Here is a 12,261-nt window from a genome sequence, read left to right on the forward strand (position 1 = left end):
CCGGCGATCCGGGCCCCGGTGGGACCGGCCGGTCGCGGGCCGCCGCGGATTGCACCGGCCTCGCTCCTGCATATCCATCGCAGCAGCTCACGACTGGTACGAGGAGAGTGGCTGCAACGGGATTCGGCTGTCACGGTGGTCCCATGGAGGCCAGCCAGCACGATCACGAGCCGCACGACCACACCGGGCATCCGCACCCGCATGCCGATGGCGGGCATCACGACCACGGGGACCACACCCACACCCACACCCACGGCCACGACCGTGGCCGGTGGACGGAGCTGCGGCACCAGTTGTCGCACCTGGTCGCCCCGCACAGCCATGAGGCGGTGGACAAGGTCGACTCCGCGATGGAGACCTCCCGCGAAGGCATGCGCACCCTGTGGCTGTCCCTCGGGATCCTCGGCCTTACCACCGTGGTCCAGGTCGTGGTGGTGGCGCTGTCGGGGTCGGTGGCGCTGCTGGGCGACACCATCCACAACGCCGCCGACGCGCTGACCGCCGTCCCCCTCTGGATCGCGTTCGTCCTGGGGCGGCGGGCAGCGAACCGCCGCTACACCTACGGCTACGGCCGCGCCGAGGACCTGGCCGGGATCGCCATCGTGCTCACCATCGCCGCCTCCTCCGCGCTGGCCGCCTACGAGGCCGTCGACCGCCTGCTGCGCCCGCGCGCCGTGGACCACCTGTGGGCCGTCGCCCTGGCCGCGATTGCCGGGTTCGTCGGCAACGAGTGGGTCGCCCGCTACCGCATCACCACCGGCCGCAGGATCGGCTCGGCCGCGCTGGTCGCCGACGGCCTGCACGCCCGTACCGACGGCTTCACCTCACTGGCCGTGCTGCTGGGGGCCGGCGGGGTCGCCATCGGCTGGAGGTGGGCCGACCCGGTCGTCGGCCTGCTGATCACCCTGGCGATCCTGATGGTCCTCAAGGACGCCGCCCGCGAGGTCTCCCGCCGCCTGATGGACTCCGTGGACCCCGTGTTGGTCGACACCGCCGAAACCGCCCTGCGTGGCGTCGACGGAGTCCTCGGCGTCGGACAGGTCCGGATGCGCTGGATCGGCCACGCCCTGCGCGCCGAGGCGGACATCGTGGTCGATCCGCACCTGACCGTCGTCCAGGCCCACGCCCTGGCCGTCGCCGCCGAGCACGCCCTCATCCACGCCGTCCCCCGCCTCACCGCCGCCACCGTCCACACCGACCACCTGACCCACGGCAGCGACCCCCACCAGGCCCTGCACCATCACGCACACCACTGACTCCGGACCGTGGCGTCGGTCGGTGCCAGGACAACAACCGGCACAGGGTTACCCCGCCCGCGGCTGTGTCGTTGCTCTGGATATGCATGTCCAACCACATGGTTCGAGCGCCCCGGAGGAAACGTTTCTCTCCGAGACCCCGATCTACTCCCGTCTGGCTGAGCTCTGGCGCCGCGAGAACCGGATGGTGCCCGGAAGCCCCGATCCGGATTGGGACCGGCTGACACAATTCCCGCCCGGCTCCCGCAGCCGGGCCGGCAACGGCTCAGCACGGCCCCGGGGCGACAGGTGACGCCCCCGGAGGAACCGCCGCGCTTTCCGCCGCAGCGGTCCAACGCCGAGGCGTGCACTGTGCGCCTGGAGCTGATGACGGCCGTCTTCCCCGGCATCAGCATCGCTGTCCCCGCAGCCCTGGTGTACCGCCGAGCGGAGCCGTACGCGGTGTACCTGCACACCGATATCGACACGGACGAAACCGTGACCTGGGTCTTCGCCCGCGACCTTCTCGCGACCGGGTTGCACACCTGGGCGGGCATGGGCGACGTGTCGGTCTACCCCGGCCCGGGCGACGCACGGATCGTGTACATCTCCCTGGCCTGCGGGGACGAAACCGCCGTGCTGCGGGCCCGGTCGGGGCCGGTCAGGGCCTTCCTGCAGCAGACCCAGTGCCTGGTACCGCTCGGCCTCGAACACGAACACATCGACCTGGACACCGCCGCCCGCCGGCTCCTCGACCCCCCACCGCCCCGTCCGTGACGGAGAGCTGCACCCCGGCCGGGCCGCAAGTCCGTTCGACGTCAGCACCGTGCAGCGAACCGCCGGAGCCCGCCCGGTGCTCGCCGGACGAACAGGTGACGCAGAGCCAATATCCTTGCCCCACCGAGCACAGGAAACCCGCCGAAGGGCTGAGTCCATGTCAGAAAGACTGCACCGCAATCAACTGGTCATCGACGAGTTCCGATCTGCCGACGGCGTGGTCGGCGGCGATTTCGCGGGCGTACCGCTGCTCCTGCTCACCACCACCGGAGCTCGCAGCGGGGAGCGGCGCACCATGCCGTTGACCTTTCTGAGGGACGGGGCGCGACTGGTGGTCTTCGGGGCCAACGGAGGGCGGGAGAACCGTCCGGGCTGGTACTACAACCTTCTGGCCGACCCATCGGCCACGGTCGAGGTCGGCAGCGAGGCCTTTCGCGTGACTGCCCGAGTGACCGAGGGCGCGGAACGAGAGCAGTTGTGGGCCCGGCAGCTGCCGCACACCCCCTACTTCGAGGACTTCCAGGAGCGGGCCGAGCGGCCGATTCCGGTGATCGCGCTGACGCGCGTGGACGCCTGAGGTCCACTGCCCGCACGAGCGGGGCGAGTCATTCCCGTTCTCGCTGGGTCGTGCCCCCTCCTGGCTCACCTGACTGCCGCCGCCCATGGCCGGCCCGACCGGGGAGCGTCCGAGATCCGCGCCAGGCCGGCCGCCGAGAGGCCGGCGAACGCGCGGGGCGCGGTTTCAGCGAGCTCGATCGGGCTCCTGAAGGGCTGACCGGTTCTAGCATGAAAGGGGTATCCGCGCAGGCGAAGGAGCGTGGCGACGATGACCGGGGACCAGGGCCGAGGCCGGATCGTGGTCGGTGTCAGCGGGTCGCTGGCGAACCTGGCGGCGCTGCGCCACTCGGTGTTCCAGGCCCGCACGACCAACCGGCCGCTGGTCGCGGTCCTGGCCTGGACCCCGCCGGGCGGCGAGGTCGGCTACCGTGCCGCGCCCTGCCCGCCGCTCGCCCAGGTATGGCGCGAATGTGCCCAGGACCAGCTGCGGACCGCCTTCGAGCAGGCCCTCGGCGGCCTTCCGGCGGACCTGGACATTCAGCCCATGGTGATCCACGGCCCGAGCGGACCCGCACTGTGCGCGATCGCCGACAACCCCGACGACCTCCTGGTCATCGGGGCCGGCCGGCGCGGGACGCGGGCCCGTACGCTCCACGGGCACGTCAGCCGTTACGTCCTGGCCAACGCCCGCTGCCCGGTCCTGGCCGTCCCCTGGACCTGCCCGTTCAAGACCAGTCGCCATGCACTGAGACACCTCGAACGTGAGGCCACCTCGAACGGCTAGCACCCCACCGTTCGGTCCGGTGGCGGTCACTCGTGGCGGCGGTACGCGCGCATGGTCAGCGGTCCGAACACGGCGACGAGGGCGGCGGAGGCGGCCAGGACGGTGGCGATCTGGACGGCGGTCACCGTCCCGTCCATGGCGGCCCGGGTGGTGGTGACCAACTGGGTAACCGGGTTGGCGTGGACGACGGCGCGCAGCCAGCCGGGCATCGTGCCCGGTTCGACGAAGGCGTTGCTGGCCAGCGTGAGCGGGAAGAGCACCACCACCGCCAGGCTCATGATGGCGCTGGCGGAGCGCAGTACCAGGCCGAGGAGGGTGAAGACCCAGGACAGGGCCACGGCGAACACGACCACGAGCGCGATCGCGATCAGGACGCCGCCGACGCCGCCGTGGGGCCGGTACCCGAGCAGCAGTCCCAGGCCGGTGACGAGGGCGGAGGCGAGCAGGTAGCGCAGCGCGTCGCCGATCAGCGCGCCCACGATCGGGGCCGGCTGCCAGATCCGCAGGGTGCGGAAGCGGTCGTAGACGCCCTTGGCGAGATCGCCGTTGAGGTTCACCCCGGTGTACATGGTGGCCAGCAGCACGGCCATGACCAGGGTGCCGGGCAGCAGGAACTGCAGGTAGCGGTGCGGCGATCCGGCGAGCGCGCCGCCGAACAGGTACGTGAACAGCAGGGTGAACACGACGGGCACCGCGATCACGTCGGAGAGCTGCTCGGGGATCCTGCGGATTTTCAGCAGCGCCCTCCACGCGAAGGTCAGCGCCGCCGTGACGGGGCCGGGGGGAGCGGGCCTGGGCCGCGCCGGGGCCGCGCTGAGGGCCTGGGCGTCGGACGAGGTGTAGCCGGGACCGCTGCTGGGGGCCGCTGCGGGGACGGTGGTCATACGACGGGCTCCTTCGCTGGATCTGCCGAGTCGTCGGCGGCGCGGGTGGTGAGGGCGAGGAAGACCTCGTCGAGGCTCGGCCGGGCCAGCGCGAAGGCGGCCACCGGGATGGAGTTGCGGTGCAGGTGGGCGACGGCGAGTGCGGCCTGGTCGGCCGCAGGTCCGGCCACGGACAGGCTGCCGGGGTCGGTGCCGGGGCGGACGGGGAGGTCGAGCACCCGGCGCAGCGCCGCGGCAGCCTGCGGGGCCTGTTCGGGTGCGGCGAGCTGCACGTGCAACTGTCCGGCGCCGGTGGCCGCCTTGAGGTCGCCCGGGGTGCCTTCGGCGATCACGGTGCCGTGGTCGATGACGGCGATGCGGGCGGCGAGCCGGTCCGCCTCGTCGAGGTACTGCGTGGTCAGCAGCACCGTGGTGCCGGCTTCGGCCAGGGCGCGCACGGTGTCCCACACCTGGGCGCGGCTGGACGGGTCCAGGCCGGACGTGGGCTCGTCGAGGAAGAGCAGCTCGGGGGTGGCGATGAGGCTCGCAGCCAGGTCCAGGCGTCGGCGCATGCCCCCCGACCAGGTCTTGACCGGCCGGTCGGCGGCATCGGCGAGTCCGAACGCGTCGAGCAGTTCCTGGGCCCGTGAGCGCGAGGCGCGGGAGTGGTGGCCGATGAGGCGGCCGAGGACGCGCAGGTTCTCACGTGCCGTCAGGTCCTCGTCCAGGGCCGCGGACTGGCCCGCGAGGCTGATCCTGGCGCGGACCGCATCGGGCTCGCGGGCCACGTCGTGGCCCAGGACCCGGGCGGTGCCGGAGTCGGCCCGCAGCAGAGTGGCGAGGATGCGCAAGGTGGTGGTCTTGCCTGCTCCGTTGGGGCCGAGGAATCCGTAGATCGTCCCGGCGGGAACGGTCAGGTCGACGCCGTCGAGGGCCACGGTCGCGGCGAAGCGCTTGGTCAGTCCGGTGGCCTGGATGGCGAGTTCGGCGGCTGCTTCCACAACTGGCCTTCTCTCGTGAGGTCGTGGGTGTGGTGCCGCGTCACAGGACGCGAGGCGATCGTCAGGGCGCGCCGCGGCCTGGCCCCAGCCGCGCTAACTCTGACAGCAGTGTCAAAGCTACTCTCGCCCGCTATCATTGACAACCGTGTCAGACATGAAATCCGATCAGCCCCTCCGTCGGCGTCGTGCGGACGCGCGACGCAGCATCGCCGCGATCCTCGACGCCGCCTCCCGGGTACTCGCACGGCGACCGGACGCGAGCATGGAGGAGATCGCGAAAGAGGCCGGAACCAGCCGCCAGACCGTCTACGCGCACTTCCCGACCCGCGACGCACTGATCGCCGCTCTCGTCGACCGCGCCACCGGGCGCGTCCTCGCCGCCATCGATGCCGCGGACCTGGACAACGGGGCCGCCGACGCGGCGCTCGTGCGGCTGCTGGAGGCCGGCTGGCAGGCGTTCGACACCGACCCGTTCCTGCTGCACCTCGCCCAACCCGACGTCACCGCGGAGCAGGACCGCGAGCGGCACCAACCGATCATGAGCCACCTCGAACTCGTGGTCGTCCGCGGTCAGCGCGACGGGGAGATCGCCGCTGATCTGCCGGTCTCCTGGATCATCGCCGCGGTGCTCGGCCTCGCCCACGCCGCCGGGGAGGAGGTCCGCGCCAACCGCATGACCTCTGACCAGGCCGTCCAGGCCCTGCGCGTCAGCATCCCCCGCCTGGTGCGGCCCGAGGACGCCTGACAGTCGCATCAGTCCTGCTCCGGCGGCTCCGGCGGCTCCGGCGGCTCCGGGACGCTTTCAGCCCGGCAGCCGGGCTCGTCAGCGCCGGGACCAGGGCGCGCGGTGACCGTGCAGTGGTGATCCTTCGGCCGGCACCGGGCTGTCGGCCGCCATCAGTGCCTCCTCGCGGGTGTTGTAGCCGCGGATGTCGATGATCAAGCCCCCGGCGAGGCGGAACACCTGGAAGACGTGCTCGGGTCGCCGGCCGTCCGGGCCCTGGCCCGGGCCCGTCAGGATCAGGTCGAGGACCACCGCGTGGTCACGCACCACTGTCTCGGTGACCTCGGCGCGCACGCCGACGGCCTTGGCGCCGCCATACCAAGCCAGCACGTCGGCGCGGGAGTGGCAGGTCTGCGCGGTCTCCTCCTCGCCGCCCCAGCGCACCCGCGGATCCAGCAGCGGTGCCAGCCGGGCGAGGTCTCCGTTGGTGAACGCCTCCCCCAGTTGCGCGGCGAGGTCCTGCGTCTCGGGCATGAGCGGTCCCTTTCCGTCGGGCTTTCAGCCGGTCGCGGCCAGGGCGTCCGCGGCCGGCCCCTGCCCGCAGGCTTCGCGAGCCACCGGTGCGTCGGCAGGGACGACGGCAATCCCTTCCCGAGGAAGGAGCAGATCTCGCGGCGCCTGTCGACCACCACACTGGGCCCGACCCCCCGGACCGGGCCCGGTAGTCCCGCTGTCCAGGGGCACGGCGGCGTTCCACGACGGCTGCCAGGTGGCGGCGGACGGTGCGCGTGGACATACCAGGACGTTGTGCTGTGCGGCATCCCTGTTCGCGAAGACGCCTCAACGGCTGGGAAGTACGTCCCCAGCCGTTGACAGCCGGCGCCTCGTGCGAGGCCGGGCCCCCCGATGGTTCGCTGCCCGGCTTCGGTGAACAACGATGCCGTCGGGCACGATCGTGAGCCAGTATTCCGTACGATTCCGTACACTCGTACGCACACGAGGGAGAGTTGACGGGGTACGAGTTGTGGCTGACGCCGATCTGCCGGATCCTGACCGGTCCGTCGACCTTGCCGAGTTCATCCAGGATCTCAACCGGCTCCGGCTGGCGGCGGGGAGCCCGTCGTTCCGGGTCCTGGCCAAGCGGGTGGGACCGCTGCTGAGACCCCCTCAGGCGATCGCGCATTCCACCGTGACCGAGGTGTTCCGGTCTCATCGTCGGCGACTCGACGTGGACCTGGTGACCGCCGTGGTCAGGGCGCTGGGCCTGGCCGAGCCGGAGGTGGCGCGGTGGCGGGCGGCCTGCATCCGGGTCCATGCGGAGGCGAAGACCGGTGGGCCGGCCGGGGTGTTCGGTCAGCTGCCCTCGGATCTCGCCACGTTCACCGGACGACGCGAGGTTCTCACCCAACTGATCGCGGCCGCGACGCGCCACCACGACGGCGGCGCGAACACGGTGGTGATCTCCTCGATCGAGGGCATGGCCGGGGTGGGCAAGACCCAGCTCGTCGGCGATCCCCGCGCAGCCGAGCTTCGACGACGCCTCGAAGATCTGGCCACCGACCCTTCCGCGACAGTCCGCTGGCCCTACAGCAGGCATGAATTGCGGTACATCTATAAATCAGATCACCTATAGCAAAAACGTCTATTGGACAGAACTCGTGGCACGGCAGACGATTTCCCTGCGGTAGGACTACCGCCTGAGCGGAGGTTGAAATGCCGAGAGAAGAAACCGAAGTAGTCGTCGTCGGGGCAGGTCAGGCGGGCGTCGCCATGAGTGAGCACCTCGGCGCCTGCGGCATCCCGCACATCGTCCTGGAGCGGCATCGGATCGCTGAGCGCTGGCGCTCCGAGCGCTGGGACTCCCTGGTCGCCAACGGCCCCGCGTGGCACGACCGGTTCCCCGGAATGGAGTTCTCCGACGTGGCGCCGGGCGCCTTCGCCTCGAAGGAGGAGGTCGCGGACTACTTCGTCGCGTACGCCGAGAAGATCGGCGCCCCGGTCCGGTGCGGGGTCGAGGTCACCTCGGTGCGCAGGCACGCCGGTCGGCCCGGCTTCCGGGTCGAGACGTCCCAGGGCGCCATCGACGCGCGCTTCGTCGTGGCCGCGACCGGCCCGTTCCAGCGGCCGCTGATCCCGCCCATCGTGCCGGACGGTGCCATCGACGTACAGATCCACTCCTCCGGGTACCGGAATCCGGAGCAACTGCCCGAGGGCGCGGTCCTGGTGGTCGGGGCCGGCTCCTCGGGGGTCCAGATCGCCGACGAGTTGCGCCGGTCCGGGCGCCGGGTCCTCCTGTCGGTCGGTCCCCACGACCGTCCTCCGCGCGAGTACCGCGGGCGTGACTTCTGCTGGTGGCTGGGCGTGCTGCGGCTCTGGGACGCCGAAACGCCTCCCCAGGGCGCCGAGCACGTCACCATCGCGGTCAGCGGTGCCCGCGGCGGCCACACCGTGGACTTCCGCGCCCTGGCCGCCGACGGCATCGAACTCGTCGGCCTGACCGCCTCCTACGACGACGGTGTCCTGCGCTTCGCACCGGATCTCGCCGCGAACATCGCGCTCGGCGACGCCAACTACACCGCGCTGCTCCGGGCAGCCGACGAGTACGTGGAGCGCAACGGGCTCGACCTGCCCGAGGAGCCGCGGGCCCACGTCCTGGGACCGGATCCGCAGTGCGTGACCGAGCCCCGACTGGAACTCGACCTGGCCGACGCGGGCATCACCTCGATCGTCTGGGCGACCGGCTTCGCCAGCGACTACAGCTGGCTGGAGGTCGACGCGTTCCACGAGACCGGCCGGCCCGACCAGCGACGGGGCGTGTCACGCGAGCCCGGCGTCTACTTCCTCGGGCTGCCCTGGCAGTCCCGCCGCGGCTCCAGCTTCATCTGGGGCGTCTGGCACGACGCCAGGTACGTCGCCGACCACATCGCCACCCAGCGGGGCTACCTCGCCCACCAGGCCGCCGAAGGGGACGGGGCGCGAACGCCGGCGTCAACGTGATCCCCGAGGCGCGGCAGGCATGAAGGACGGGCCTCTTGGTGAGCGCACGGTCATCGACCGGCGCTGTGACCCGAGGGGCCCGCCGCCGTGCCGGCCGCCGCGTCGAGCCGACCGGGGCACCCACGCCGTGAGTACCACTGGCTCGGCCCGGATGACGGTTCATCCGGGCCGAGCCAGTGGTACTCACAGATCCCACCGTGGTCGTAGGAGCCTGCGGTCACTCCCCCGCAACGGGCCGCGTGCTGAAGGCGAGGTTCTCCGGACGGAGCAGCTCGTCGAGCTGCGCCACGGTCAGCAGGCCGCGTTCGAGGACGAGTTCCCGGACGCCGCGCCCGGTGGCCAGGGCTTCGGCGGCGACGCTGCCGGCGGCCGTGTAGCCGATGAAGGGGTTGAGGGCGGTCACGGTGCCGATCGAGCGGTCGACGTTGCGGCGCAGGTGCTCGGGATCGGCGGTGATGCCGGCCACGCAGCGTTCGGTCAGGGTCCGGCAGGCGCTGCCGAGTTGGGACAGCGAGTCGAGCAGGCTGTGGGCGATGACCGGCTCGAAGGCATTGAGCTGGAGCTGCCCCGCCTCGGCGGCCATGGTGACGGTGGTGTCGTGGCCGATCACGCGGAAGGCGACCTGGTTGACGGCCTCGGGGATGACGGGGTTGACCTTGCCGGGCATGATGCTCGACCCGGCCTGGACGGCCGGAAGGCTGATCTCCCCCAGACCGGTGCGCGGACCGGAGGAGAGCAGCCGCAGGTCGTTGCAGATCTTGGACAGCTTCACGGCGATCCGCTTGAGCACTCCGGAGAGCTGCACGAACGCGCCGACGTCCCAGGTGGCCTCGACGAGGTCCGCGGCGGTGCTGAGCGGCAGGCCGGTCAGGTCGCACAGCTGCGCGCACACGGTCGCCGCGTAGCGGTCGGGGGCGTTGAGTCCGGTTCCGACGGCGGTGCCGCCGAGGTTGATCTCCAGCAGCAGCCCGCAGGCCTCGGTGAGGCGTTCGACGTCCTCGCGGATGGTGACGGCGAAGGCGCCGAACTCCTGACCCAGCGTCATCGGGACGGCGTCCTGCAGCTGGGTGCGTCCCATCTTCACCATCGGTGCGAACTCGGCGGCCTTCGCGGAGAAGGCGTCGGCGAGGCCGGTCAGGGCGGTGCGCAGCTGCCGTGCGCCGATCTGCAGGGCGATCCGGACGGCCGTCGGATAGGCGTCGTTGGTGCTCTGGCTGAGATTGACGTGCTCCAGCGGGTGCAGTTCGCCGTAGTGGCCGCGGGGGTGGCCGAGGAGTTCCAGGGCGCGGTTGGCGATCACCTCGTTGGCGTTCATGTTGGTGGAGGTGCCGGCGCCGCCCTGGATGACGTCGACGACGAACGCGTCGTGCAGCCGGCCGGCCCGGATCTCCTGGCAGGCGCGGACGACGGCGTCGGCCCGGCGGCGGTCCAGCAGCCCGAGCTCGTGGTTGGCCTGGGCTGCGGCCTGTTTGACGCAGGCGAGGGCCACGACCAGCTCGGGGTGGACGCTGATGGGTGTGCCGGTGATGGGGAAGTTCTCCACTGCCCGCAGCGTGTGGACGCCGTAGTAGGCGTCGGCGGGGACCTCGCGGTCGCCGAGCAGGTCGTGTTCCGTGCGGTGCGGCCCCGCGACGGAGGTCGGATGCGGGATCGGCCGCGGGGCCGGGGTGGGGGCCGGGGCGGTCATGCCTGGTACTCCGGGACGGCCGGGGCGACCGGGTTCCGCGGGGTGCGGCGGTCCAGGCGGGCGGCGACGGCACGTCCGAGCACGCCGATGGCGAGCAGGACGGCCACGGTGCCGAGGGTGAAGGCCTCGAAGACGGTGCGGGAGACACCCCAGGTGCCGGCGAAGTCGTAGGGGACGCCGAGCAGATGCTCCAGCACGCCCGGGAACAGGGCGATCCAGGAGCCCAGGACGATCCAGGCGTAGACCAGGCCGAGGCTGATCCGGAATCCCCAGGCGCCGAACGGCACCCGGTACGGGCGCTCGACGTCCGGGTGGTTCCTGCGCAGGGTGCCCAGCGCCGGGATGACGACGAGGTAGGACAGCAGCAGGGTGGTGACCGCGACGGTGAGGACGACCTTGAAGACGGCGGCGGCCGTGCCGTCGACCAGCAGGGTGGCAGCGAGCATGAAGACGGTCGCGGCGCAGCCGGAGACCAGGTTCATCCGCACGGGGGTGCCCAGGCGCGGGTGGAACGCGCCGAGCGCCCGGCTGAAGAACCCCCCGTCGGCGGCGGCCATGGCCTGCATCCGGTCGCTGACGATCATCCAGGCGCTGCCCTGGGTCATCAGCACGAAGACGAACAGCACGCAGGTCGCCGTCAGCAGTGCGTGACCGGCGCTGCCGTAGCTCCCGAAGACCAGGGAGGCGGCGTCGAGGAATCCGGCGACACCGGTGACCTGCTTGGCGGGGACCACGGCGAGGATCGCGAAGACGGGCAGCAGGTAGCAGGCGGCCGCGACGCCGCCGGAGACTCCGATCGACACCGGGACGTCCCGCTTGGGATTGCGCATCTCCTCCCCCGCGGCGTTGGGGGCCTCGAAGCCGACGTAGGCGAAGAGCAGGATCGGCGCCAGCGCGAGGAGCCCGCCGGTGGTGGGCGCGAAGCCGGTGCCGGTCAGGCCCTTGAAGCCGTGCTGGATACCGTAGACCAGCGCGGCCGCGGTGACCGTCAGCATCACGGCGACCTTGGCGATCGCGCCGACGGTGGTGATCCACTTGCCGCGCCGCAGCGAGACGACGGCGGTGAGGATGGAGACCCAGATGAAGACCAGCTTGAAGGTGTAGTCGGCCACGGTGCCGTTGCCGAGATGGGTGACGTGGCCGTCCCAGGCGGAGGCGGCGGCGAAGACCAGGGAGCCGCCGAGCCAGACCGGGTTGGTGACCCAGTAGAACAGCGTGGTCAGCGCGGCAGCCGTGCGCCCGTAGGCGAGTTTGACCCATACGTACGGGCCGCCCTCCTGCGGGAACGTGGCACCGGTCTCGGCGAAGAGCAGGGCGTAGGGGACGAGGAAGAGCAGGGCCAGCAGCGCGGTCCAGGTGACGGCCTCGCCGCCGCCGGTGGCGATCTGTCCGATCACGTCGGCGGAGATCACCGCGGCGACACCGAGGGCCATGATGTCGAAGCGGCCGAGGCTGCGCTGCAGGTTCGGCACCGAGTCGGATCTGTCGTCCGGGGGCGGGCCGTCGGATGCGGGGGTGTGGGACACGGGAACTCCTCGAGGATGCGGGGGCGAGGGGAGGTTCAGCGTGGTGTGGAATGCGGGCTGGGGCGGGCCGGGCCGTTCCGGCCGCGGTGGGGCGGGGGGGGGGGGGGGG

The 12,261-nt window shown here is 71.7% G+C and carries 12 protein-coding genes; 7 read left to right on the forward strand and 5 right to left on the reverse strand.

The window, feature by feature from the left end; genetic code table 11:
* The first annotated feature begins 143 nt into the window (after positions 1 to 143).
* The 4 genes from TR46_RS06455 (at position 144) to TR46_RS06470 (ending at position 3,354) form a co-directional block, all read left to right on the forward strand.
* Positions 144 to 1,256, forward strand: coding sequence for a cation diffusion facilitator family transporter (locus TR46_RS06455; RefSeq protein ID WP_084718009.1), 1,113 nt, complete (start codon positions 144 to 146; stop codon positions 1,254 to 1,256).
* Positions 1,257 to 1,544: 288 nt separating this feature from the next.
* Complete coding sequence (locus TR46_RS06460; protein WP_152626325.1) at positions 1,545 to 2,012, forward strand: SsgA family sporulation/cell division regulator; 468 nt, start codon at positions 1,545 to 1,547, stop codon at positions 2,010 to 2,012.
* A gap of 157 nt (positions 2,013 to 2,169) precedes the next feature.
* Positions 2,170 to 2,589 (forward strand): nitroreductase family deazaflavin-dependent oxidoreductase, encoded by a 420-nt coding sequence (locus TR46_RS06465; protein WP_042395050.1) that lies wholly within the window; start codon positions 2,170 to 2,172, stop codon positions 2,587 to 2,589.
* Between the two features lie 249 nt (positions 2,590 to 2,838).
* Positions 2,839 to 3,354, forward strand: a complete 516-nt coding sequence (locus TR46_RS06470) for a universal stress protein (RefSeq protein WP_042395052.1) — start codon at positions 2,839 to 2,841, stop codon at positions 3,352 to 3,354.
* A gap of 26 nt (positions 3,355 to 3,380) precedes the next feature.
* Here TR46_RS06470 and TR46_RS06475 read toward each other — a convergent pair whose 3' ends face one another.
* Both TR46_RS06475 and TR46_RS06480 read right to left on the reverse strand, forming a co-directional pair.
* Positions 3,381 to 4,238 carry an ABC transporter permease gene (locus TR46_RS06475; RefSeq protein WP_042395056.1) on the reverse strand — a complete coding sequence of 286 codons (858 nt, stop codon included), beginning with the start codon at positions 4,236 to 4,238 and terminating at the stop codon, positions 3,381 to 3,383.
* The gene (locus tag TR46_RS06480; RefSeq protein ID WP_042395058.1) at positions 4,235 to 5,218 is read right to left on the reverse strand and encodes a daunorubicin resistance protein DrrA family ABC transporter ATP-binding protein; all 984 of its coding nucleotides are present in this window, start codon (positions 5,216 to 5,218) and stop codon (positions 4,235 to 4,237) included. The genes TR46_RS06475 and TR46_RS06480 overlap by 4 nt, the downstream gene beginning before the upstream one ends.
* Before the next feature lie 154 nt (positions 5,219 to 5,372).
* Here TR46_RS06480 and TR46_RS06485 point away from each other — a divergent pair, with 154 nt between their 5' ends.
* On the forward strand, positions 5,373 to 5,963 hold the full coding sequence (locus TR46_RS06485) for a TetR/AcrR family transcriptional regulator (RefSeq protein ID WP_042395060.1): 591 nt from the start codon (positions 5,373 to 5,375) through the stop codon (positions 5,961 to 5,963).
* A gap of 78 nt (positions 5,964 to 6,041) precedes the next feature.
* Here TR46_RS06485 and TR46_RS06490 read toward each other — a convergent pair whose 3' ends face one another.
* Complete coding sequence (locus TR46_RS06490; RefSeq protein ID WP_042395062.1) at positions 6,042 to 6,476, reverse strand: nuclear transport factor 2 family protein; 435 nt, start codon at positions 6,474 to 6,476, stop codon at positions 6,042 to 6,044.
* 490 nt (positions 6,477 to 6,966) lie between these two features.
* On the opposite strand from TR46_RS06490, the gene TR46_RS06495 reads away from it, so the two are divergent.
* Positions 6,967 to 7,575: a hypothetical protein gene (locus tag TR46_RS06495; protein ID WP_042395065.1), complete on the forward strand. Its 609-nt coding sequence runs from the start codon at positions 6,967 to 6,969 to the stop codon at positions 7,573 to 7,575.
* Positions 7,576 to 7,655: 80 nt separating this feature from the next.
* Positions 7,656 to 8,939: a flavin-containing monooxygenase gene (locus TR46_RS06500; RefSeq protein ID WP_042395068.1), complete on the forward strand. Its 1,284-nt coding sequence runs from the start codon at positions 7,656 to 7,658 to the stop codon at positions 8,937 to 8,939.
* Positions 8,940 to 9,156: 217 nt separating this feature from the next.
* On the opposite strand, the gene TR46_RS06505 is transcribed toward TR46_RS06500, so the two are convergent.
* Positions 9,157 to 10,626 carry an aspartate ammonia-lyase gene (locus TR46_RS06505; protein WP_084718011.1) on the reverse strand — a complete coding sequence of 490 codons (1,470 nt, stop codon included), beginning with the start codon at positions 10,624 to 10,626 and terminating at the stop codon, positions 9,157 to 9,159.
* Positions 10,623 to 12,152 carry an APC family permease gene (locus tag TR46_RS06510; RefSeq protein WP_236655225.1) on the reverse strand — a complete coding sequence of 510 codons (1,530 nt, stop codon included), beginning with the start codon at positions 12,150 to 12,152 and terminating at the stop codon, positions 10,623 to 10,625. Before TR46_RS06510 ends, TR46_RS06505 begins: the two co-directional genes overlap by 4 nt.
* Between the last annotated feature and the right edge of the window lie 109 nt (positions 12,153 to 12,261).

It is taken from the genome of Streptacidiphilus carbonis (assembly GCF_000787775.1).
In the GTDB taxonomy this organism is placed as follows: Bacteria; Actinomycetota; Actinomycetes; order Streptomycetales; family Streptomycetaceae; genus Streptacidiphilus; species Streptacidiphilus carbonis.